The sequence below is a fragment of the Sphingopyxis sp. Root1497 genome (genome assembly GCF_001427085.1).
Lineage (GTDB): Bacteria > Pseudomonadota > Alphaproteobacteria > Sphingomonadales > Sphingomonadaceae > Sphingopyxis.
This window is the reverse complement of record NZ_LMGF01000005.1, coordinates 795,707-817,953: the sequence shown is the minus strand read 5'-3', so window position 1 is coordinate 817,953 and position 22,247 is coordinate 795,707. Positions and strand designations below refer to the sequence as shown.

28 protein-coding genes are annotated in these 22,247 nt (G+C 65.0%); 18 read left to right on the top strand and 10 right to left on the bottom strand.

What is annotated here, in order from left to right; translation table 11 throughout:
• Positions 1–95: 95 nt before the first annotated feature.
• The gene (locus ASD67_RS18390) at positions 96–530 is read right to left on the bottom strand and encodes a hypothetical protein (protein WP_056350328.1); all 435 of its coding nucleotides are present in this window, start codon (positions 528–530) and stop codon (positions 96–98) included.
• 126 nt (positions 531–656) lie between these two features.
• Entirely contained in the window at positions 657–821 is a 165-nt protein-coding gene (locus ASD67_RS23525; protein WP_200938066.1) for a hypothetical protein, read from the bottom strand.
• A 318-nt stretch (positions 822–1,139) separates the two neighbouring features.
• On the opposite strand from ASD67_RS23525, the gene ASD67_RS23200 reads away from it, so the two are divergent.
• Positions 1,140–1,292, top strand: coding sequence for a hypothetical protein (locus tag ASD67_RS23200; RefSeq protein WP_156377782.1), 153 nt, complete (start codon positions 1,140–1,142; stop codon positions 1,290–1,292).
• Positions 1,293–1,345: 53 nt separating this feature from the next.
• On the opposite strand, the gene ASD67_RS18385 is transcribed toward ASD67_RS23200, so the two are convergent.
• Positions 1,346–1,672, bottom strand: coding sequence for a DUF736 domain-containing protein (locus ASD67_RS18385; RefSeq protein WP_056350326.1), 327 nt, complete (start codon positions 1,670–1,672; stop codon positions 1,346–1,348).
• A gap of 466 nt (positions 1,673–2,138) precedes the next feature.
• Here ASD67_RS18385 and ASD67_RS18380 point away from each other — a divergent pair, with 466 nt between their 5' ends.
• From ASD67_RS18380 to ASD67_RS18355, 6 genes are all read left to right on the top strand, one after another.
• On the top strand, positions 2,139–2,870 hold the full coding sequence (locus ASD67_RS18380) for an ImuA family protein (protein WP_056350324.1): 732 nt from the start codon (positions 2,139–2,141) through the stop codon (positions 2,868–2,870).
• Positions 2,791–4,338, top strand: a complete 1,548-nt coding sequence (locus ASD67_RS18375; RefSeq protein ID WP_056350323.1) for a DUF6504 family protein — start codon at positions 2,791–2,793, stop codon at positions 4,336–4,338. Before ASD67_RS18380 ends, ASD67_RS18375 begins: the two co-directional genes overlap by 80 nt.
• Positions 4,339–4,435: 97 nt before the next feature.
• A complete protein-coding gene (locus ASD67_RS18370) occupies positions 4,436–7,756 on the top strand; it encodes an error-prone DNA polymerase (protein WP_056350321.1) in 3,321 nt (1,106 codons plus the stop codon).
• Between the two features lie 113 nt (positions 7,757–7,869).
• Positions 7,870–8,313, top strand: a complete 444-nt coding sequence (locus ASD67_RS18365; protein ID WP_082545269.1) for a glycine zipper 2TM domain-containing protein — start codon at positions 7,870–7,872, stop codon at positions 8,311–8,313.
• 278 nt (positions 8,314–8,591) lie between these two features.
• Entirely contained in the window at positions 8,592–9,716 is a 1,125-nt protein-coding gene (locus tag ASD67_RS18360; RefSeq protein WP_056350317.1) for a GGDEF domain-containing protein, read from the top strand.
• Positions 9,717–9,783: 67 nt separating this feature from the next.
• The gene (locus ASD67_RS18355; RefSeq protein ID WP_156377781.1) at positions 9,784–10,281 is read left to right on the top strand and encodes a hypothetical protein; all 498 of its coding nucleotides are present in this window, start codon (positions 9,784–9,786) and stop codon (positions 10,279–10,281) included.
• Positions 10,282–10,751: 470 nt separating this feature from the next.
• Here the strand turns inward: ASD67_RS18355 and ASD67_RS22740 are convergent, their stop codons facing one another.
• Positions 10,752–10,922: a DUF1328 domain-containing protein gene (locus ASD67_RS22740; RefSeq protein WP_077029184.1), complete on the bottom strand. Its 171-nt coding sequence runs from the start codon at positions 10,920–10,922 to the stop codon at positions 10,752–10,754.
• Between the two features lie 370 nt (positions 10,923–11,292).
• Here ASD67_RS22740 and ASD67_RS18345 point away from each other — a divergent pair, with 370 nt between their 5' ends.
• The 9 genes from ASD67_RS18345 (at position 11,293) to ASD67_RS18305 (ending at position 15,447) form a co-directional block, all read left to right on the top strand.
• Entirely contained in the window at positions 11,293–11,475 is a 183-nt protein-coding gene (locus ASD67_RS18345) for a DUF3606 domain-containing protein (RefSeq protein WP_056350312.1), read from the top strand.
• Complete coding sequence (locus ASD67_RS18340) at positions 11,472–11,738, top strand: hypothetical protein (protein ID WP_056350311.1); 267 nt, start codon at positions 11,472–11,474, stop codon at positions 11,736–11,738. Before ASD67_RS18345 ends, ASD67_RS18340 begins: the two co-directional genes overlap by 4 nt.
• A gap of 144 nt (positions 11,739–11,882) precedes the next feature.
• Positions 11,883–12,401, top strand: coding sequence for a retropepsin-like aspartic protease family protein (locus tag ASD67_RS18335; protein WP_235535734.1), 519 nt, complete (start codon positions 11,883–11,885; stop codon positions 12,399–12,401).
• Between the two features lie 75 nt (positions 12,402–12,476).
• On the top strand, positions 12,477–12,920 hold the full coding sequence (locus ASD67_RS18330; protein ID WP_056350307.1) for a hypothetical protein: 444 nt from the start codon (positions 12,477–12,479) through the stop codon (positions 12,918–12,920).
• A 10-nt stretch (positions 12,921–12,930) separates the two neighbouring features.
• Positions 12,931–13,590 carry an SOS response-associated peptidase family protein gene (locus tag ASD67_RS18325; RefSeq protein WP_056350305.1) on the top strand — a complete coding sequence of 220 codons (660 nt, stop codon included), beginning with the start codon at positions 12,931–12,933 and terminating at the stop codon, positions 13,588–13,590.
• A gap of 60 nt (positions 13,591–13,650) precedes the next feature.
• Complete coding sequence (locus ASD67_RS18320; RefSeq protein WP_056350303.1) at positions 13,651–14,325, top strand: SOS response-associated peptidase; 675 nt, start codon at positions 13,651–13,653, stop codon at positions 14,323–14,325.
• Positions 14,325–14,504 (top strand): DUF6961 family protein, encoded by a 180-nt coding sequence (locus ASD67_RS18315; protein WP_056350301.1) that lies wholly within the window; start codon positions 14,325–14,327, stop codon positions 14,502–14,504. The genes ASD67_RS18320 and ASD67_RS18315 overlap by 1 nt, the downstream gene beginning before the upstream one ends.
• A complete protein-coding gene (locus ASD67_RS18310) occupies positions 14,501–15,091 on the top strand; it encodes an alpha-ketoglutarate-dependent dioxygenase AlkB (protein ID WP_056350298.1) in 591 nt (196 codons plus the stop codon). Before ASD67_RS18315 ends, ASD67_RS18310 begins: the two co-directional genes overlap by 4 nt.
• An 80-nt stretch (positions 15,092–15,171) precedes the next feature.
• Positions 15,172–15,447 (top strand): HU family DNA-binding protein, encoded by a 276-nt coding sequence (locus ASD67_RS18305; protein ID WP_056350296.1) that lies wholly within the window; start codon positions 15,172–15,174, stop codon positions 15,445–15,447.
• 9 nt (positions 15,448–15,456) lie between these two features.
• Here ASD67_RS18305 and ASD67_RS18300 read toward each other — a convergent pair whose 3' ends face one another.
• Positions 15,457–15,879, bottom strand: a complete 423-nt coding sequence (locus ASD67_RS18300; RefSeq protein ID WP_056350295.1) for a VOC family protein — start codon at positions 15,877–15,879, stop codon at positions 15,457–15,459.
• A gap of 342 nt (positions 15,880–16,221) precedes the next feature.
• On the opposite strand from ASD67_RS18300, the gene ASD67_RS18295 reads away from it, so the two are divergent.
• Positions 16,222–17,136 (top strand): endonuclease, encoded by a 915-nt coding sequence (locus tag ASD67_RS18295; protein WP_056350292.1) that lies wholly within the window; start codon positions 16,222–16,224, stop codon positions 17,134–17,136.
• Positions 17,137–17,150: 14 nt separating this feature from the next.
• Positions 17,151–17,309 (top strand): hypothetical protein, encoded by a 159-nt coding sequence (locus ASD67_RS23195; RefSeq protein WP_156377780.1) that lies wholly within the window; start codon positions 17,151–17,153, stop codon positions 17,307–17,309.
• 283 nt (positions 17,310–17,592) lie between these two features.
• On the opposite strand, the gene ASD67_RS18290 is transcribed toward ASD67_RS23195, so the two are convergent.
• The 5 genes from ASD67_RS18290 to ASD67_RS18270 are packed head-to-tail and all read right to left on the bottom strand — an operon-like array spanning position 17,593 to position 22,157.
• Entirely contained in the window at positions 17,593–17,976 is a 384-nt protein-coding gene (locus ASD67_RS18290) for a nuclear transport factor 2 family protein (RefSeq protein WP_056350291.1), read from the bottom strand.
• Positions 17,977–18,036: 60 nt separating this feature from the next.
• Positions 18,037–18,327: a hypothetical protein gene (locus ASD67_RS18285; RefSeq protein WP_056350288.1), complete on the bottom strand. Its 291-nt coding sequence runs from the start codon at positions 18,325–18,327 to the stop codon at positions 18,037–18,039.
• Positions 18,324–20,855 carry a cbb3-type cytochrome c oxidase subunit I gene (locus ASD67_RS18280; protein WP_056350287.1) on the bottom strand — a complete coding sequence of 844 codons (2,532 nt, stop codon included), beginning with the start codon at positions 20,853–20,855 and terminating at the stop codon, positions 18,324–18,326. The genes ASD67_RS18285 and ASD67_RS18280 overlap by 4 nt, the downstream gene beginning before the upstream one ends.
• Positions 20,852–21,799: a cytochrome c oxidase subunit II gene (coxB, locus tag ASD67_RS18275; RefSeq protein WP_056350285.1), complete on the bottom strand. Its 948-nt coding sequence runs from the start codon at positions 21,797–21,799 to the stop codon at positions 20,852–20,854. Before coxB ends, ASD67_RS18280 begins: the two co-directional genes overlap by 4 nt.
• Positions 21,792–22,157: a c-type cytochrome gene (locus ASD67_RS18270; protein ID WP_056350282.1), complete on the bottom strand. Its 366-nt coding sequence runs from the start codon at positions 22,155–22,157 to the stop codon at positions 21,792–21,794. Before ASD67_RS18270 ends, coxB begins: the two co-directional genes overlap by 8 nt.
• Between the last annotated feature and the right edge of the window lie 90 nt (positions 22,158–22,247).

The following is a 22,247-nucleotide window of genomic DNA, read 5'->3' as shown; positions in this document are numbered from 1 at the left end:
CGCAGATCGGAGGCCGGGCTGGTGCGGTGATGCTGCGAGGCTTCGACGCGAGTTCGGGTATTTGAGCGGACCCGGTTTGATTCATGAAATCAGGCTCAAGTCGTGCCGATCGCTCCGTCGCGCGTGCGATGCCTCCCAGCTGTCCCGAGCCCCCGCCAGGCTGCAACGGCTGCCGCGAGAGCGCCTGCAAATCCGAGCACCTCAAGCGCATATCCTCCGCCGATCGCGAGCCCGGCCAGCCCCTTCGCGGCCTGATAACCGGCAAAGCCGGCGGGACCGGCAAATGCTCCCGCGACGATCGCGCGATAGTAGGGCGGCAGGACAGCGCAAAGTGCGCGTCCGGCAACGAGAATGAGAGCTCCCACCAGCAATCCCGCCGCGATCGAGGCCGGATAGCCGAAGTCGCGGCCGATGAGGTAAATCGAAATGCCGATGCCGGCGTAAAGCGGAAGCGCCACCGCAGCGAGGCGAAACATCAGCATGGCGATATAGATGGCGGCCGCGCCGCCGAGGAGGAGAATGAAGGTCACGGGCGTCCTCCTGTCGGACGCGCTCTCCACCACCACCACAGCGCAATCTGCCTGGCGGGCATAGCGAAATCGCCCCGAAGGTGAAACCGGAACCGGGTCCACCTTGGAGCGAAATCTTGCGCGATGTCAGCGATTGAACGGGTCATATTCGCAGACGATGCAAGCGGGATCGCCGTCGAACTCGTCGAGCGGCATGACCGAATATCCAGCCGATGTTTCAATCAGGACGATGATGGTCATCATCGTGCGGGCAAGGTTCCAGCCAAGCGATTGGGCGGTGGAAAGCGACATATCGGGGCTCCTGCATCGGGAGCGGGACCATTCCCGCTCGACAGTCGCCCCGCCGGACGGGGACAGGCCGCAGTCACCGCGGCAAAGCCGCGGCCCAAGCTTGCGCCGGGACCCTGAAAGGGTTGACTGTAGGAGGCCGGGCCTCGGCCAAGGGAATAGCGGCAATCGAGAGCGGGACTGGTGCCGCGGCGGCAGTAGCCGTGCCATGCCCCTCCTCCCGGTTGCCGTTGAAATATGGCGATGGCTGCCCGATGATGAGGCGGACCGATGTTGCCGCACAGGCTTGTTTCGCTCCGCTCGACTGAAAAGGCCGACCCGATGGATGACAATTTGCGCCAGGCGCTCAGCTCGCTCGTCCGCATCCGCGACGAAGGCAACCTGGTCCACCGCGCCAGCGACGAAGGCGGCTATATGTCGCAGGAGCTGGAAGGTATTCTCGACGCGATAGAGGCCGCGCCCGACAAAGCGTGATGCGAACATGCGAATGCGGCCCCGCCCGAAGGCGGGGCCGCGATGCTGTCCGGTCAGTTGCCGGGGGCGTTCCAGATCAGCACCTTCTTCGAGGGATCGTCGCCCGGCGCGTTCGCGACGTTGCAGAAGATCTCGCCGAGTTCGGGGGCGGAGAGCGACACCGAGATATATTCGGCGCCGGTCGAGCGTGCGGTCTTCACCCAGCCGCCGCCGAGTTCGAATCCGTTCCGCCGGCTGACGACGCGAAAATCGGGCTCGCTTTCCTTCATCTTGCGGCCGTTCGGGACGATTGCGATCGGCACGGTGACCATCAGGGTCGCGAGCGTGCCTTCATAGCTGCCGTCATCCTTGAGGGTCAGATTTCCGATGGTGGTACCCATGTTCAGTCTCCTTTGATGCTCGGGGACCATCCCCGATGGCGCCAGAAGGAGGGGCCGTGAGCCGCCGTCACCGAGCGCATGCGAGGGCGAACCCCTGCCAAGGGGTTGACGGCATTAGGCGAGCCGAGCCCCGCAATCAGGCAGCCAATGAGGGAAAGGTCCCATGCAACGGGAGCCGATGGGTTTCAGCGGAAATCATGGCTCGGGATGCGATAGCCGGGCTCACGGCTGCCCGGCCCACCCCCGCTCCACGCCCGGTCCCCCCGGGTCCCGGCGCGATGCCCCGCCCTTCAACACGCCGCACCGCCGACTCGTATCTCCGCCCGGCGGCAAACCCCCGGCACCCTCGCTTTCCGGCTTTTCATCCACAGCGATGATACCGCTTCGCCGCAGCGCGCCTTGACGAAGAGCAGGCAATGAGAACAAAGAAGGAACATAAGACCAGCCTGCCGAGTTATCCGCACCTATGCGCCAGTCCGCCGTCCTTGAAGAAATTCGTGCCAAAATCGCGCAAATCGAAGGCGTTGGCGCGCGCCATGACGTCATCCCGTTCGGCATCGAGGATTTCGACTCGCGAATTCCCGCGCGCGGAATCGCCATGGGCGCGCTCCACGAACTCGCCGGCAGCCCCGAACTGGCGGACGATGCGAGCGCCACGATCTTCCTTGCCGGTATCCTCGCCAGGAGCGACGGTCCGGTTTTCTGGTGCCTGCGCTGGCGTGATCTCTTCGCCCCCGCGCTCTATCTAGCCGGACTGCATCCCGACCGGCTGATTCATGTCGAAGCGGGTAGCGACACCAACGTCCTCCTCGCGATGGAGGAGTGCCTCCGCCATCCGGGACTCGCTGGGGTCGTCGGCGAGGTGAAGAAATACAGCACAACCGCTTCGAAGCGGCTGCAGCTTGCCGCCGAAGCCTCGGGCGTCCCCGCCTTCATCTTCCGCCGCGCCTGCAAGGCCGGCGAGCCTGCCGAAGGCAGCGCCGCCGTGACCCGCTGGCGTATTACCGCAAGTCCGACCGAGGATCTCGGCATCCCCGCGATCGGACGCGCGCGCTGGCGCGTCGCGCTCGAGCGCGCGCGCGGCGGCAATCCGCACAACTGGATCGTGGAGGGCTGCGATGCGACGGGTCGTATCGCTCTTCCTGCCGCACTGGTCGACCGACCGGCTGCGCAGGAAGATGCGCAAGCTGCAGCCTGACGGCAGCGCCCCGCCCCGCCCGCTCGTCACCGCGATCCCCGACCATGGCCGGCGTATCGTCGCGGCGACGTGCCGGGAGGCGCAGATGCTTGGCATCCAGACGGGCATGACGATCACGAAAGCGCGGGCTTTCGCGCCCGAGCTCGATGTCGTCGACGGCGAGCCCGAAGCCGATCTCGACGGGCTGCGGCGCCTCGCCCTCTGGGCAGGCGAGCGTTATTCGCCGATTGTCGCGCCCGATCCGCCCGACGGGCTCTGGCTCGACATTACCGGCTGCGCGGCTATCTTCAGCAGCGAGCGAGCCTTGCTCAAGGATCTTCACCGCCGCGTCGCAGCCTTCGGTCTCAGCCTGCAAATTGCGGTCGCGGACACGGCCGGCTGCGCGCATGCGACCGCCCGCCATGTCCCCGCCGGGCGGCCCGTCACGGTTGAACCCGGAGCGCATCGCAAGGCGATCGCGCTCCTTCCCGTCGCAGCGCTCCGCCTGCCGTCCGCCGATGTCGAAGGCCTGCGCAAACTCGGCTTCGAGCGGATCGAGCAGCTGATCGGAAGTCCCCGCGGTCCGCTCGCTAAACGGTTCGGACGCGAACTGCATCGCCGCCTCGACCAGGCACTCGGCACGCTCCCAGAGCCCATCGAACCGATCTTCCCCGAAGTGCTGCCGCAAGCCAGGCGCGGCTTCATGGAGCCGCTCGCGACGGCGGATGCCTTGGCGCAGGTGATCGGCGACCTTGCGCACGATATCGCAGGCCAGCTCAACCGCGCCGGAACGGGCGCGCGGCGCCTCGACTGCTATTTCCACCGCGTCGATGGGCAGACGCAGGCCATCCGTATCGGAACCGCCTCGCCTTCGCGCGATCCCAGGCATCTTGCGAAACTGCTCGCCGCGCGGATCGAGAGCGTCGATCCCGGTCTCGGGATCGAGGCGATGACGCTCATCGCGGCGCTCGCGGAGCGGCAGCAAGGGAGCCAGGCCGACGCGCTCGAAAATATCGGACGCCGCGGACCCGATCTTCCCGCCTTAGTCGACACGCTCGCCAACCGCTTCGGGCAGCGCGCGCTCCAGCGCGCGGCGCCGCGACCGAGCGCGATGCCCGAGCGCTCGGTCGCCGCCCTCCCCGCGCTCGCGCCCGAGACAGGCGAGAGCTGGAGCGACTGGCCGCGCCCGTCGCGTATGCTCGCGCGGCCCGAACCGGTCGATGTCGTCGCCTTGCTTCCCGATGATGCGCCGCGCCTCTTCATCTGGCGCCGCAAACGCTACCGGGTCACGCAGGGCGACGGACCCGAACGACTGCAGGGCGAATGGTGGCGCGAGGGCGGGATTGAAGGCGAAACCCATCTCACCGTCCGCGACTATTATCAGGTCGAGACCGAGACGGGCGGCCGTTACTGGCTCTTCCGCCTCGGCGACGGGGTCAATCCGGCCACCGGCTCCATGCGCTGGTTTATTCACGGAGCGTTCGCTTGAGAATGCGACCGGCATCAAATCGCATTCGCTTGAGAAGGCAGCAGGCATCGAACCGCATTCGCTTGAGAGTGCGGCCGCCGAATAGCGGCGCCTTAGCATGACCGATGAAGGACCGGCCTATGTCGAGCTGCAGGTCACGACGCATTTCAGCTTCCTGCGCGGCGCCTCCTCGCCGGAGGAGCTGTTCACCGCCGCTGCAATGCTCGGCCTGCCCGCGCTCGGCGTCGCCGACCGGCACAGCGTCGCCGGGATCGTGCGCGCGTGGGACGCCGAGAAGGTCACCGGGGTCCGCGCCCTGACCGGCACGCGTCTCGATCTTGCCGACGGAACCGCCCTTCTCGTCTATCCAACCGACAAGATGGCCTATGGCCGGATGTGCCGGCTGCTCAGCATCGGCAAGACGCGCGCCGGCAAGGGCTCCTGCCATCTCGACTGGCCCGATCTCGAGGACTGGACCGAGGGCCTGCTTGCAATCCTGCTTCCCGACCGCGCCGATAGCGCAGCCGAGGCGGCGATCGCCCGCGCAAGGCGCATCTTCGGCGATCGCCTCTATCTCGCCCTCACGATCCGGCGCCGCCCCGGCGATGCGATCAGGCTGCGTGATCTCGCAGCATTGGCCGCCAAAGCGAAAGTGCCGACGCTCGCAACCGGCGACGTCCTTTATCATATGCCCGACCGGCGCCTGCTGCAGGATGTCGTCACCTGCATCCGCGAGAAATGCACGATCGACGAGCTTGGCGATCGCCGCGAACGCTTCGCCGACCGCCACATCAAGACGGCGGCCGAGATGGAACGCCTGTTTCTCCGCTACCTCAAGGATCGTTCGCCGGTCGCGCGCACGGTCGATTTCGCGAAGCGTTGCACCTTCAGTCTCGAAGAGCTGCGCTATCAATATCCCGACGAGATCCAGGTTCCCGGACGTACCCCGCAGGAGGAGCTAGAGCGACTGACATGGGAAAAGGCCCCGCTCCGCTACCCCGAAGGCGTCAGCCCGGCGGTCCGTACCCAGCTCGAGCATGAACTCAGATTGATCGGCGAACTCGATTACGCGCCCTATTTCCTGACGGTGCACTCGATCGTCGCAGAAGCACGTCGCCGCGAGATCCTCTGTCAGGGCCGCGGCAGCGCGGCGAACAGCGCGGTCTGTTACGTCCTCGGTATCACCTCGATCGATCCGGTGCGGTCCGAACTCCTGTTCGAGCGATTTGTCAGCGCCGAGCGCCGGGAGCCGCCCGATATCGATGTCGACTTCGAGCATGAGCGGCGCGAGGAAATTATCCAGTGGATTTACGAGACTTATGGCCGGACCCGCAGCGCACTCACCGCGGTCGTCACGCGTTACCGCTCGCGCGGCGCCGTCCGCGAAGTCGGCAAGGCGCTCGGGCTTAGCGAAGACATCACGGCGGGGCTCGCCGGCGCGGTCTGGGGCTATAGCCGCGAGGGCGTCGAGGAGAAGCATGCCGAAGCCCTGAACCTCGATCTCGGGGACAAGCGCCTCGCGCTGACGCTCGAGCTGGCGCGCATGCTCATCAACACGCCCCGCCACCTTTCGCAGCACCCCGGCGGCTTCGTGCTGACGCGCGACCGGCTAGACGAACTCGTGCCGATCGAGCCCGCCGCGATGGAAGACCGGCAGGTCATCGAATGGGACAAGGACGACATCGACGCCCTCGGTTTCATGAAGGTCGACATCCTTGCATTGGGCATGCTGAGTTGTATGCGCCGTGCCTTCGAATTCCTTCACGATCACAAAGGACTGAAGCACGATCTTTCCACCATTCCCGCGGAAGATCCGGCGACCTACGCGATGATCCGCAAGGCCGACACGCTCGGCGCATTCCAGATCGAGAGCCGCGCGCAGATGGCATCGATCCCGCTTATGGCGCCGCGCACCTTCTACGATCTCGTCATTCAGGTCGCGATCGTCCGGCCGGGCCCGATCCAGGGCGACATGGTCCATCCCTATCGCCGCCGCCGAAACGGACAGGAGGAGGTCACTTATCCGACGCCCGAGCTACGGCGCGTGCTTGAAAAGACGCTGGGCGTCCCGCTCTTTCAGGAGCAGGCGATGCGCGTCGCGATCGAATGCGCCGGCTTCACGCCGAGCGAGGCCGATCTCCTCCGCCGTGCGATGGCGACCTTCAAGCTCACCGGCGGGGTCAGCCATTTCCGCGACAAGCTGATCGATGGCATGGTCGGCCGCGGCTACGACCGCGAGTTTGCCGAAAAGACCTTCAAGCAGATCGAGGGCTTCGGCTCCTACGGATTTCCCGAGAGCCATGCCGCGAGTTTCGCTCTCATCGCCTATGCCTCGTCGTGGATGAAATGCCATCATCCCGACGCATTCTGCGCCGCGCTGCTCAACGCCCAGCCGATGGGCTTTTACGCGCCCGCGCAGATCGTCCGCGACGCCCGCAATCATGGCGTCGAGATCAGGCCCATCGATGTCAATCACAGCCGCTGGGACTGCACGCTCGAAGAGACTGCCAACGGCAAATATCATGCGGTGCGTCTGGGCCTGCGCATGGTCCGCGGCCTCGCCAACGAAGATGGCGCCGCGATCGCCGCGGCCCGTGCCGGCGTACCCTATAGCAGCGCCGAGGAAATCCAGCGCCGCGCACGCGTCGGGCGCGGAGCGCTCGACCGGATCGGCGATGCGGACGGCTTCGCCTCGCTCGGAAGCTCGCGCCGGGAAGGGTTATGGGAGGTGAAGGGCTTGGGACCTGCCGCCCTTCCCCTCTTCCAGGCTGCCGACGAACGCGCAGGACGTCTCCAGCGCGAAGCACTGGAACCAGCGACGCTGCTCGCGCCGATGGGCGAAGGCGCCGAGGTCGTCGAGGATTACCGAGCCTCCGGCCTTTCACTGAGGGCCCATCCCCTCGCCTTCCTCCGCGACGAGCTTCGCTCGCGAAAGATCATCACCTGCCGGGAGCTTCAAGGCATCAAGGACGGCCGGTGGGTGAACCTCGCCGGGGTCGTTCTCGTCCGGCAAAAACCGGGCTCGGCGAAGGGCGTCATGTTCATCACCCTCGAAGACGAGACCGAGGTCGCGAACCTCGTCGTGTGGACCAATGTCTTCGAGAAATATCGCCGCGTCGTCCTCGGCGCCGCGATGATGGGTGTGCGCGGTCAGGTTCAGCGCGAGGGCGAGGTCATCCATATCGTCGCGCAAAGGCTCGACGACCTCTCCCCGTTGCTCGCGAGCGTCGGGCAACGCAAGGACATCGCCGATATCTACAGGGTCGGCCGCGCCGACGTCGTCAAGAGCCCCGTCGGCCCCGACCCGCGCGATCCGGAAACGAAGCCGCTCGGCCGCAATCCGCGCGACATCTATATTCCCGACCTCCGCCTCGGGTCCGGCATCATTCCCGGCCAACCGACCGAAGGCATCAAGATCAAACCTCGGGATTTCCGTTAGCTTTCAAATGGCAGGGGGCGGAACTCGACATGCTTTCAGGGGTCTAGATCATGAGGGGCCAGCGCATGCCCCGCCAAGGTCGGCCCGGCACGCAACCAAATGGAGTGATGCCGATGAACCGCCTGATGATCCTTCCTCTCGCCGCCGCGACCGCCATGGTCGGTGCCTGCGCCTCGACCGGCAGCAGCTATGCCTATGACGACGGCGGCTATGGCTATTATGATCGCGCCTATTACGACCAATATGGCCGCTATGACTATGATCGCCCCGACCCGCGCTACAGCGGCTATTATGCGGAGAATTATTATCGCAACGACCGGCGCTATCGCGAACGCCGCCTTAGCGACAACGACCGCATCTATCGCGGCCGCGACAACAAATATTATTGCCGCCGAAGCGACGGATCGACCGGCCTGATCGTCGGCGGGATCGCGGGCGGCGTGCTCGGCAACGTGATCGCCGACGGCAGGTCGGAAACGCTCGGCACCGTGATCGGCGCCCTCGGCGGGGCAGCCGTCGGGCGCGAAATCGATCGTAGCAATGTGCGCTGCCGATGATTGAAATAATATCGACGGCCACGGGAACAATCCGGCCATCCGCGCGTCGATAGTATGCAAGCTCGGGTCTCAGGACCCGACTTCAGGAAAGCCCCGCAGCCTTGTGCAGCGGGGCTTTACCTTTTCGGGCATCGAATGTTCGGCGAATGCTCCCACGCTTCCAACTTTGTTAACGCTCGGCGTCTAGGCTGAAGCGTGCGGGATTTCAGGAGGTTCGGCCGTCCGCAGGAGGAACCGATCCTCCCGGAGGGCGGTAATTCTCGGCAAGGAGCTGAGCGATGTCGACCCCGGTCAAATATTCTCCCGACGCGATCGAAATCGAACTGATCCGAAGTCTCTACGATGGCATGCTGCCCTCGCGCGTCATGTCGCTCGGCTTTCTCATATGCGGGGCGCTGATCATCGAACAATCGGGCGACATGCTGATCGCCGGACCCTATGCGATCGGCGTCCTCGCCTCGATCGCCCGGCTCCTCGTTGCCTCACGCGACGCAACCATCGCGGATAATCCCGCGATCGCACTCGGTGAGGCCCGCCGGCTCGAGCGCCGCTACGAGGCGAGCTACACCGTCTTTGCAGCCATGCTCGGCTTCTTCGCCGCGCGGGCGCTTGCCCTACCCGATCCAGCCATCGACAAGCTCGCGATCTGTCTCGTCATCGGCTATGCGGCCGGCGTCGCGGCGGGGACGAGCTTTCGCCCGCGCATCGCCATAGCCTCGCTCCTTCTCGCCGTCCTGCCGCCGGTCGTCACGATGCTCGCTGCCGGAACGCCGCTCCACATCGCAACCGCGCTGATGACCGCCGCCTTCCTCGCCGGCGGCATCTTCAGCTTGCGAAAAAGACACGCCCGCGCTCTCGATGACATCGGCCGCCGGCTCACCTTCGCCTCGCTCGCGCGAAGCGACGGGCTCACTGACCTGCCCAATCGGCTGGCGCTGCGCGAATGGTTCGATCGCAATGTGCGCGCCGCTAAAGTCCGCCCGATCGCGCTTCATTGCCTCGACCTCAACGGCTTCAAACCTGTGAACGACAGCTTCGGCCATCCCGCAGGCGACGCGTTGCTCACAGCGGTCGCGAGACGAATTTCGGGAACCTTGCGCGAAGGCGACATTGCCGCGCGGCTTGGCGGCGACGAGTTCGTGATCGTCCAGCCTCAGATCGGCAATCCCGACGAGGCCTATATGCTCGCGGAACGCGTTGCAGCCTCGATCGCGCGCCCCTTTGCCGTCGGAAGCCATGATGTCCGGGTTTCGGCGTCGATCGGTTACATTGTCTGCGACGACCTGTCGCGCGACCTTGAACAACTGATCAGCCTCGCCGACGAGGCGCTCTACACCGCAAAGCGAAGCGGCCGCGGCATATGCCGATATCAGGACGCTGCCGAGGTACAGGCAGCGGCTTAAAAACGGCCCGGGAGCAGCAACATCCGTTCACGTCGCGCGTTGGTGCTGCGAGGGGGATCGAGGATAAATGATGCCCCGTATTCTATTGCTCATGACGTCCGTTCTCGCAATCGGTGCCGCCACCCTTTCGCTCCAGTCCTGCGGCAGCGAACCGGTTGAGGCCGCACCGCCGGAAGCAGCGACGAGCGCGCTCGTCACGCTGCCCGATGGATCGACGATGGGGGCAGCATCCGGATCGCTCACGCGCGAGATGGCCGATTGGCTTGCATCGCGCGATGGCCAAAGCGAGACATTCACTTTTCATGGCTTCGACGAAGACAGGCCCAAACTGACAAGCATTGGACTCGGGCGAGCCGCAGACCTCGCCACCCTCCTTCGCGCAGCTCCGGCCGCGACAATCGAAATAGCCGGCGACGAAGCCCAGATTAGCCTTCTCGCCCATTTGCTCGAGGATCGCGGCATCGCATCCGAACGGATGAAGGTCGTCCCCGCGGCCGGGATCGGAACCGCCACGCTGACGCTCCATCGCGGCGCGCCGTCTTCGCTGATGACGGCGAAGTCCTGAACCGCTGCCAGGCGAAAGAAGGCCGACTTTAGTCGGTCAACTCCTCGAACCACTGCGCATAGGGCGTGTTGACTGCCATGTGTCGATTGAAGTCCGGGGCTCCATCGTCCCACCACACCGGCCCGCGCTCGCCAAGCGCGCGCTTCGAGCGATCGACCGCGGAGCGAGCCTGCCGAAGCGCTATGCCGTCCTTGGCTGCGAGCGCCGCTCGCACGCCCCGCCGGGCAGTCATCAGTTCGGATACTAGTCGCTCGCGCTGGCTAGGCTCTAACGCCGGGTTCGACCTACGCCAAAGTCGCCCGCGAATAACGAAATAGCGGCCGTCCGGCGTGACATTCAGTGTGTCGGGCCGGTGCTCAGACACGGCCGATATGGGGAGAAGTTATAGTCGTGTGCCGGCGACCGAGGGGTTTGTGATCGCCGGCACCCGTGAGGATGGCAAAGTCGGAAACTTCGGCCATCCCGGAAACTCAGGGCAATGTGCGGCGTCCGCGCCCGAAGACGAAGGCGACGATGAAGAGGACGACGCCGATCACGAGCAAGATCTTGGCGAAGTCGGCCGAAAGGCCGGCGATGCCGCCGAAGCCGAGAAGCGCCGCGACGAGCGCGACGACGGCAAAGATGATAGCCCATCTGAACATGATAAATCTCCCGTCTGGACGCAGTCCGCGAGTCGCCCGACCGCACTTGCGGGGGACGGTGAAGGCCGCGCCAATTCATCCTTGGTGGATGTCCGGGTAACGCTGGCTCGCTTCGAAAGTTCCGCGCCACAAGAGCATCCGCTCTCCCGAATAACCTGTGTTAATCCGAAAATTTTCTCGGGAACGCTTGCCGCCATCGGTGCGTCATTCGAGGTTGAGATGCCTTCCCCTGAACCGGCGGGAGGGCCTATCAAAGGCAAGGTACCGACAGGATCGCGGCACAGACGGGCGCGGAAATTCTGCGCCTTCTGGGCCGGGCCGCAGCTCCCGCGCGGCCCGGCTTCGCGGGCCTCTCACGCAGGAGATCATGATGGCGGACGACAAGAGACTGACGGGCGCCCCCGATCGCGATCGGATCAGCCTTTCCGAAGACTATGAGATCCGCGACTGGACCCAGAGCCTCGGCGTGGGCGAGGATGAACTGCGCGAGGCGGTCGATGCCGTTGGGAATAGCGCGGACGCCGTTCGCGCCTATCTGAACAACGGCCGATGACTTGGGACGCTGCCGCAACGGCGCCGATCGAGCGCATCGCCCGGGTCCTTGCCGGACATGAGCTCAGCCGGAACGGCGAAGGCGAACTGGAATCGGCGGCCGCTGCGGTCGACGTTCTCTGGCCGGATTACACGGCCGCGGCGCTCGCTATGCTCAAGACGATGCGGGAGCCGAGCGGGCGCATGCTGGCGGTCGGGGATGCCCAGGTCTGGGAACGCATGATCGCCGCAGCAATAGAGGACGAGACGATCTCGGAGAGCTGATCGTTCAGCCCCGCGACACGAGGCCAGCGCTAGAGGCCTGATATGTCCCTCACCACTGATCTCGCTTGGGAACAGCTCGCGATCTATGCGGCTGGCGCGGCGCTGGTCCTCATTCTGCTGTTCAAAATCCCCTATGTCGGCCGCGTGCTACGCGGCCTCTTCTCCTTCGCGCTCCTTGCCTTCGCGATCTTCCTCATTCTTCAGCACGCCCCTTTCGATCCGAACCTCGGTCGACTCACCTCTGCGATCGGTCTCGATCGACAGCAGGTGGTCGGCAGCGAGGTGCGAATCCCGATGGCGCGCGACGGGCATTTCTGGGTCGATGCCGAAATCAATGGCATCAAGCGAAAGATGCTCGTCGACAGCGGCGCCACCATGACGGCCGTGTCGCATGAGACAGCGCGCGCAGCCGCGGTCGAAGCCGATGCAACGCTGATGCCTCTTCTTATGCAAACGGCAAACGGGACGGTGCACGCCAAGGCGGGAACGGTCGATGCGCTCGCGGTCGGTGCCATCGAAGCGCGGCGGCTGAAAGTCGTGATTTCGCCCGAGCTCCGCAATACGGACGTCCTCGGTATGAATTTTCTGTCCCAGCTCGCCGCCTGGCGCGTCGAGGGCCGCACACTCTTCCTTGTTCCTCCGCCCGCCCACGTCGACCCCTGATCGACACGGCGCAGATTCGCCTTTGTTCTATTTTTGTTCTATACTCCCTGACCGACTCGCAGCGAAGGACCGGCCATGGGCGACGTAATCCAGTTCGAAAGATCCGACGGCGGCGACCGCATCCGCGGCCATGCGCCCGCAAACGATTTTTTCGCACCCGGCGGTTTTCTCGCCGCGGTCAATGCGGTCCATATCACCGGCGCGCATCTCGCCCGCGCGATCGAGACGATCCGGCATATCGAGGTGAAGAGTTCGAGCGACATCGCGGAGCATGGCCGTCTCCTCGAGTGTTTCGCGCGGGAGCACGGGCTCGGCGATCATGGCGGTGCCGCGCTCCACGCGCGCGTGATCGCCCTCGATCGCTGGGCGCAGGAATTCGACCCGTTCGGCGAGAGCGATATCAGCGGCTTCTACGCCGCCGGCGGCAGCGCTCCGCTCGTCGAGACCGAGATCGGTCACGGTTTCGAGCCGGCGAGCTTTGCGGAACAAGTCGAAAAATGGACGAAGATCTTCGCCTGAACGCCGAGAGATGAGCCGCCTCTACACTCTGGCCGCCACGGCTTCGGACGTCGCCGATCATTTCGGCGCCGGCGGCTTTACCGATATCGCCGTGCCCTCGGAGACGATCGAGGCCCTCCCCGGCCTCGTCGTCCATGCAACGAACGGCCGACGGCACCTTCGCCAGATGCTCTGGGGCTTCCCGCGCCTCACCCGCGAGATGCGGCTGCGCGGCGATCCGCCGGGCCGCATCGGTCTCGTCGCCGATCTCACCAACCCGATGTGGGAAGGTCTCGTCGTCGAGCCCCGCTATCGCTGCCTCATTCCGCTGACCCACTTCGCGAACCCCAACGGCTCGCCGGGCGAGAAGACACGCAGTTGGTTCTCTGCCGAAGGCCAGCCGATCATGGCCTGGGCGGGCTTCGCCAAGAACACCCCCGAATTGGGTCCCGTTTACGCCGGCATGACGATGGACGCGAACGAGCTCGTGCATCCCACCAACGATCGCATGCCCGTCCTCCTCATGCCCCATGAATATGAGCGCTGGCTCCACGGCTCGATCAAGGATGTCATCGGCTTCCAGTTTCGTCCGCCACCGCCCGCAGAAAATTTTGTCGCCGAGCATACCGACGATCTTTGGCGCAGCGGCAAATTGCCGCCGAGCGCGCGGCCCCAGCAAGCGCTGCTCTAGCAGAGCGCCGTTTCCGCCCATGCCCTTCCTTCCCGGCCCGATGCTGATAGACTGACGTCCATGTGCAATCTCTACACCGAGCGCAAAAGCGCGGCCGAGGTTGCGGCGCATTTCGGCGTCGACCTCCCCGTACCGGCGTTCAACAGCGCCGAGGATGTGTATCCCGGCTATTCGGGCATGGTCGTCCGCGAAGAGCAGGAAAAGCGCGTCCTGCGCTCGATGACCTGGGGTTTTCCGCGCCACTCCAAAAGCAAGAAGACAGGTCTGCCCAACAAGCCGAGCCCGACGAACAACGCACGCGACGATCAGCTCTTCAATCCTTATGGTATGTGGAGCCAATGGTTTGCCCAGTCGGCGCATCGCTGCCTGATCCCGTTCACCGCATTTGCCGAAGCCGTCGGCGAAAAAGGCGCAATGACGAAGACCTGGATCAGCGTCACCGATCAGCCGCTTGCGGCCTGGGCGGGACTATGGCGCCCCACCGACGAATGGGGCGACGCCTATACCGGCGTGATGGTGGACGCGACCGAGGAACTGCTCGATATCCACGACCGCATGCCGGTGATCCTCCGTCCCGAAGATCATGAGACCTGGCTGCATGCGCCCGCCGACGAAGCATTCGGGCTCGTGCGCAAATATCCCGGCGACCGCCTCGTTGCCGAGTATAGCAACGACCCTTGGAACAACCGCGGCAGGACGTCGCCCCCCCTCCCCGATATGCCGACCCTGCTCTGATGCTCACCGAAGACCGCCATCTCTGGGCCTGCGCCCTCGCCGTCGAGAAGCAGCATGGCGCGGGCGCACCGCGCTTCGTCGCAGCGCGCATCGGTGCGCTCGCGCTCGCGGGGGATAAAGCGGGCGTCGAGCGCTGGAAAGCGATCGCGGCGAAACTGGACGCACTCGCAAGGACATGAAGCACGGCCCTGTCAGCAAAAGTGCCGCGGCGCAGGCCGATCTGTTTGGCCGTGCACTGCTTCCCGGTCTCGAAGCGGCCGAAGCCTTCGTCACGGAAGCCGAGGAAGCCGCGCTCATAGCCCATATCGAACATGCTGGGCTCGAGGCCTTCAAGTTCCAGCAATGGGAGGGCAAACGCCTCACCCGCTCATTTGGATGGAGCTATGATTTCCAGACGGGGGTTTTCGCACGCGCCGCGCCGATCCCCGACTGGCTCGCGCCGATCGCCGCTCGCGCCGAGCGTTTTTCAGAACTTCCGCCGGGCGCCCTCGCGCAGGCGCTGCTGATTTCATACGGCCCCGGGGCCGGCATCGGCTGGCATAAGGACCGGCCCGTCTTCGAGCATGTCGTCGGCATTTCGCTGGGAGCAGAGGCGGCGATGCGCTTCCGGCGCCGCCGAGGAGACAAGTTCGACCGCTTTGCACTGCCGCTCGCGCCCCGCTCGATCTATCGTTTCACCGGCGAAGCGCGGCACGCGTGGGAACATAGCATCGCGCCGATCGAGACGGCGCGCTGGTCGATCACCTTCCGCAGCCTCGCGAGTTGATCGCGATAGCGAAGGCAAATATTCGCTCCTATAGAGACCGCCCGGTCGGCGAGGGGCCGACCGCATAAGGGAGATATTGAATGAACCATGCCGACCTTTCGGACGCAGTTGCTAGCGCGCTCGGAACCAGCAAGGCCGACGGCAAGAAGGCTGTCGACGCCGTGTTCGCCGCGATCGCCGACGCCGCCGCCAAGGGCGAGGAAGTATCGGTGAACGGCTTCGGCAAGTTCAAGGTCAAGGAAAGCGCAGCCCGCGAGGGCCGCAACCCTTCGACCGGTGAGACCATCCAGATCGCGGCCTCGAAAAAGCTCGGCTTCGGCGCGGCGAAGGCGGTCAAGGATCGCCTCAACGGCTAAGACCCGACGTCAGGCGCCGAAGGTCACATGGCCTTCGGCGTCGATCGGCCAAGCCGGATTCCAAGCGATTTCCCAGGCGTGATCGTCGGGATCGGCGACATAGCCCCGATAGCCGCCATGCGGCGGTGCATCGCCTGGCCGGAGCACCCGCCCGCCTGCAGCCTCCAGTGCCGCGATCACCGCATCGACCTCTTCCGCCGACCCGACATTATGGGCGAGCGCGAAGGCCCCCAGGCCTCCGAACGAGGTCCGCGTCATGTCCTCGGCGAGCTTTGCCTCGAGCCATGTGCCGAGGATCAGACCGTTCATCTGATAGAAGGCGATTTCCTCGTTCGCGAACACCGGCGTCCAGCCGAAGCCTTCGCTATAGAAGCGGCGGGACCGGACGAGATCCGCGATCCCGAGCGTCACGACTGCAATCTGCTGCTGCATGCATCGGTCTCCGATATAGGCTCTTTAACAACGGCAAGGGAGCCAGCCTTGTTCCCGCGATCACGAAGTCCCTATGAATCGCCGAAGCCAGACATCAGCTCGCGCCGAACAATGGATCACGAACCTCCTTGTTGGAAAGTCGAGTACCGCACGGAAATTCGGGTAAACTTGATCGAAATCAATATCATATTACACGTCATTCGGAACAATTCCTCGTAGGTGCGCATTCTTGTAGTGCCTCGTCTCTCCCCCTGGTTCCCGGGAGACGAGGTTCTCTCCCCAGATAATATTGCTGCCAACGAAGAGGTTGAAAGCGCCCCGCGACGCGGCCAGAAGCGCCCGATGAACCAGCGCCTCCTTTTTATAGCTGCTACTCTCCTTTCGCTCAGCGCTTGCGCGGGGGCCGGGCAAGCTTCGCAGCCCTTTTCGCCCTCTGTCCTGCAAGACCGGCCGCTCACCCTGGCGAGCTGGAACCTCGAATTCCTTGCCGAGCGTAACGGCGACGGATGTCAGCCGCGAACCGACGCCGACTATGCCGCCATGCGGCAGATCGCCGATGGGCTCGACGCCGACGTGATCGCGTTTCAGGAAGCGGAGAGTGTCGCGGCGGCAGAGCGCGTGTTCGACCCCGCCCGCTATACCGTCGTCATGGAAGAGCGCGCAGGTGCGCCCAGCGGGACCTGCGGCGGCGAGCACAAGTCGCAGCGCGTGATCCGCCAGGCTGTCGGCTTCGCGATCCGCAAGACCATTGCGTTCGACCGCCACCCCGATGTGACCAGCCTCATGCTCGGCAATCCTCAACTGCGCTCGGGCGTCGACATCACGCTCCGACCTGAGCGCGCGAGGCCGCTCCGTCTGCTTTCGATCCACTTGAAGTCGGGCTGCTTTGCCGGAGATACCGCCAAGGCGTGCCCGATCCTGTCCGAGCAGATCCCCGCGCTCGAGGCGTGGGTCGATGCGGCTGCCGAGGCGCCTGTGCGCTTCGCCCTGCTCGGCGACTGGAACCGCCGGCTCGGCCTTGCAGCCGACCGCGTCTGGTCCGAGCTCGATGATGGCACGCCCTTGAACGCCGATCTCCGTCTCGCAGCTGCCGGGACGGGACCGAAATGCGATCCGCGCTACGACAGTTTCATCGATCATATCGTCCTCGACCGGCGCGCCGGCGCTGACATTCTGAGCTTTGCCGAGACGCTCTACGGGTCGGGCACCAAGCATTACTCCGATCATTGTCCCATATCGGTGACGCTGGCGCGGTGACGGGAAGAACAACCATGGATCAGGACCTTGTCGAAGCGCTTGAATTCTTGCTTGGCCGGGATGACGACGGCGCCCTGTTCGATCGCGAAACGCCGGAAGGCGGATATCGCTCGCAAGGTCTCGAGAATGCGCTGAGAACGATCCGCCGCAAGCTTCGCGCCAGGCCGGATTGACCTTGGCAGCGAGAACGCTGGCCCGAAGGGCCGAAAGCCGCACTCTTGCCGGAGCCGCAGCCGGGGCGGCGTGCGGGCGGGAGCGGCGGGTCGGACGCGGCGGAGCCGTGGCCGGAGCCGCGCGCAGCGCGGCTTGCCCGCCGTGAACGCGCGCGCCCGCACCGGCAAGAAGCGAGGCAAGTGTGCACGCGTGGCCCTACATCCGTGCGACCCCTGGCCGAGCCTGCGAGGCCAGAGCGCGCTCGACAGATGCCGCGCTCAACCTCCCCGAGGCAGACTTCGATCACAGCTCCGACGAGGCACAAGCCGTGCATTGAGCGAGAATGATCTGCCAACAGTCGCCCTGCTGCTTCCAGAGCCGGAGATAGGCAAAAGTCCCGACGAAAGCCGCGCCGGCATAGATTCCCGCGACATCGGCCGTTACGACGACGCTCGCCACGCCACCGTGGGACCAAATGCGGCGGTCGCCGCGAAAGTCGAGTGAACTCAGGTCGAGCAGGCCCGAACGGTGCGCCGCTATATCACCCTCCCGCGATCGCCTGACCCCCTGTTGATCGACGAAGATCATGTCCTCCGCAAGCAGCCGCTCCAGTGCCTCGACATCGCCGGCCAGCATCGCGGCCCGCAGCTCTTCTTCGCACCTCGCAATAGCCTCGATCTGCGGCATCCATCCAACTCCCGAATTTGGCCGCCGGCCCGATCCGGCGCGGCCCTCGTTCCCGCCGTCCTATCGATCAACGAGCAGGATGGGCAAATATTGAAAGACGATACCGAGCCCGCCGAACGCCAGCGCCAGCATGGCGGCACGCCGTCGCCACCGCGCGAAGGGATCGCCGGGAACTTCACGCGAAACCGCGACGAACATCCATACCGCACCGCCGAGAATGGCCAAGGTACAAAGCGATGCCGCGAGGCGTACGCCGGACCCGCTGCCCCCAAACTCGGCGAGGAGGTAGAGAAGGAAGAAATGTACGGCCCACAGGACGAGACCGCCCATCATGATGAACCAGCTCTTCATCCGCCAGCGCCGACCAGTCGCGAGACGAGTGCGCCCGTCACCCCCTGTGCCGCGGTGTAGACGAGAAAGAGCATCGCGAGGTCGATGCTGTTGTTCCTAGGCTGCGGGACAAGGCCGCGCGCAGCACGCGCCGCGCAGTAAAGCGCCATCAAGATTGCAATCGCCGCTGCGCATACCTGAAGGGCCAGCAGCGCATATACGACAGCCCCCTGCCCGCTCGCAGTGGGATCAAGTTCGCTACTCGACCAACTCACGTAATCCAAGCCAAGCGCCGCACTCGAAACCGCCGCGGACAAAAGAAGCGCGAATACCGACCAGAAGGGCGAGCGTCGAAGGCATGCGCGTGCCGTGAGCGCGAGACCGATTGCGACAGCGTAGAGCCCCAGGATCGATATTGCCTCGCCGAGGGGCGGCGGCGGCCGCCAGAAGCCCGGCTGGTTCGAGGACAGGAAGGCAAGGCTGAACAGCGCCATGAGAAAGATCATGCCCATCACGACAAGCAGGATGACCATCGCCCACCAGCCATGGCTCGACGGCCCGGTAACGTAGGTCGGGACGCGGATGTCGGCGCCAATGTCGACACCCTCGATTTCGACCGGCCGGTCGGTTTCCCAAAGCCATCGCAGTACCGAGATCACCGCGAGCACGCCGCTCACCCATGCGAACATATAGGCCTGCACCGTCAGCGCGAGGAAGAAGCCCGCAGTAAAGATCGCGGCGGCGAAGGGCCATGGCGACGGCCCCGGCATGATCTGCAGATATTGGGGCTCGGCGAGCAGCGGACTGGTGACGATCGTCTCGCGAAGGCCCGTCGCCGAGCGCGGCAGGAAATAGCGCCCCTCCTCGACCTCATCCGCGAGCGCAGGATCGTCCCACAAGGGCTCGCGGCTCGTGACGACCGGGATCGAGCGCGTCGAATAGAGCTCGCTCGGCAACCATTCGAGCGTGCCGCCACCATAGACATTTCCGGCATTGCCCTCGCCCGGCGCGAGCCGGAAATTGCGCGCTAGGTCGACAAGGAAGAGGAGCACACCGAGCCCGAGCATGAAAGCGCCGACCGTCGAGACCAGATTGGGCAGATCGAGACCTTGCCCCGGCAGATAGGTGTAGACGCGCCGCGGCATGCCCTGCAGCCCTGCCAGATGCATCGGCAGGAAAGCGACATTCATGCCGATGAACATGAGGCCGAACACCCATTTCGCGAGCCGCTCCGACAGCGCCCGCTTGCTCACCATCGGAATCCAGTAATAGAAGGCCGCAAACAGCGGAAAGACCATGCCGCCGATCAGGACATAATGGAGGTGCGCGACGATGAAATAGCTATCGTGCGCCTGCCAGTCGAAGGGCACCATCGCTACCATCACACCCGTCAGACCCCCCGTCACGAAAATGACGATGCTGCCCATCACGAAGACGCCGGGCGCATTGAAATTCGGCTTGCCGATCGCGAGCGTCGCGATCCACGAGAAGACCTGGATGCCCGCCGGCACGCTGACCGCCATCGAGGCGGCCGAGAAGAAGCCCGTGGTCATCGGCGGCATGCCGGTGGTGAACATATGATGCGCCCACACGCCGAAACTGATGAAACCCGTCGCGATCATCGCAAGGACGATGAGCCGGTAGCCAACGAGCCTCTCGCCCGCGACGGTCGCGACGATCATGCTCATCATCCCGGCGGCGGGCAGGAAGATGATATAGACCTCGGGGTGACCGAAGAACCAGAAGAGATGTTGCCAGAGCAAGGGGTCTCCGCCGCGCGTCGCGTCGAAGAAGGGCCAGCCGAACGCGCGCTCGATCTCGAGCAGCAAGGTGCCGAGAATGATGCTCGGAAAGGCGATCACGATCATCACTGCGAAGACGAGCATCGCCCAGGCGAAGATCGGCATCCTGTCGAGGCGCATGCCCGGCGCGCGCGTCCGCAGCACGCCGACGATGATCTCGATCGCCCCCGCGATCGCGCTGATCTCGATGAAGCCGATGCCGAGCAGCCAGAAGTCGGTGTTGATTCCCGGCGAATAGGCCTTGGACGTCAGCGGCGGATACATGAACCAGCCGCCGTCGGGCGCGAGCCCGACGAAGATCGAGGCGAAAAAACAAAGTCCGCCGACGGCATAGGCCCAGAAGGCATAGGCGGACAGCCGCGGGAACGGCAGATCGCGCGCCGCGAGCATCTGCGGGAGCAGGAGCACGCCTGCCGCCTCGACCGCGGGCACTGCGAAGAGGAACATCATCACCGTGCCGTGCATGGTGAAGACCTGATTATAGGTGCCCTGCGGCAGGATCTCGAGCATCGGCGCGGCGAGTTGCGCACGCATGAGCAGCGCGAGCACCCCCGCCATCAGGAAAAAGAGAAAGGCGGTTCCGAGATAGTAGATGCCGATATAATTATTGTTGACCGCGAACAGATATTCCCAGCCCTTGGGCTTGCACCAGATACGGCGGAGGTCCTCTTCCTCTTCCCTCGGTCGCTCGTCCCGGGTCGGGAAGCGGTCATAAAGCGCGGGATCGAAGCCCGTTTCCGATCTCATTTGAGCGAGACCATATAGGCGGTGAGCGCCTGCAGTTCCTCGCCGCTGAACTGGTGATAGGCGGGCATACGGTTCGCGGGCTTGATCGCCTGGCTGTCGGCGACCCAGCCCGCCATCGTCCCCGGATTATTGGGCAATATGCCCGCGCCCAGCGTCCTGCGCGAGCCGACATGCGTCAGATCCGGACCGGCAAGCCCGCGCGCCGGCGTGCCGCGGATCGTGTGACAGGCGGCGCAGCCGCTCGAGAGAAAAAGTGCAAGCCCCTCGCCGCCGGCGCCTTGCGACGGGAGCCGCGAAGCCTGCCACCGCGCAAAGTCCGCCGGGGTGTGGGCCACCACCACAAACCCCATCAGCGCGTGCGGGCCGCCGCAATATTCGGCGCATTGCCCCTTGTAGATACCCGGCGCATCGGCCTCGATCAGCAGGCGATTGGTGCGCCCCGGGATCATGTCCATCTTACCGCCAAGCCGCGGCACCCAGAAGCTATGGATGACGTCGGCCGCCTCGAGTTCGAGCAGGACGGGCTGTCCTATCGGAATGTGGAGTTCGTTCGCATCGCGCAGCGTCTCGCGGCCTTGTCCGTCCTGATAATGGACGCGCCACCACCACATCTCGCCGATGACCTTGACGCGCATGGCGCCTTCGGAAACGCGCGCCGCCGAAAGCGAACTGGTGAGCATGAGGCCCCACACGAGCAGACCAGTGAGCACGACCGAGGGAAACGCAAATCCCAGAATCCAGATCGCCTTCTCGCCGCCGAGCCGGGTCTTGAGCCGAGGCGATCCGCGCAGCGCGATCCAGAGTGCGCCAAGCACGATCGCCAATATCACGGTTCCGCCAGCAAGCAGCACCCAGGCAAGCAGGGTCACGGGCTCCGAATAGGGGCCGGCGGGATCGAGCACGGCGGGCGGCCAGCCTTCCGAAGGCAGCGTTCGCTCAGTCATCGAGGCTCAGCAGCCAGGCGGCGATATCGTCGGCTTCGGCTTTTTTCATCGGTATCGCGGGCATTGCGGTCCCCGGCGCCATCGCCGGCGCGTCGGTGACGAAGGCGGCAAGCAGCGGCGCGCGATTGGGCAGTTCGCCCGCGATCAGCGGGCGCGCGCCGAAGCCCGCGAGCGGCGGTCCCACGCGCCCTTTCGGCCAGGCGATCCCGGGCATGGCATGGCAGGCGCCGCAACCGAGCCGCGACGCCGCATCGCGCCCGCGCGCTACGGCGGCGGGGTCGGCAGGTGGCGTTTCAACCGGGGCGGGCGCGCAGGCGCCGAGCAGCATCAAGACCGAAATCGCAGCGCCCCCTTTCATAGCCGTTCACCGTCCTCGTTTCGCTTTGGGAACCACCTCGCGCGGCCATTGGTTCCCGAAGCGTGCGCAAAGCCCCCCTCCTCCTCCTGT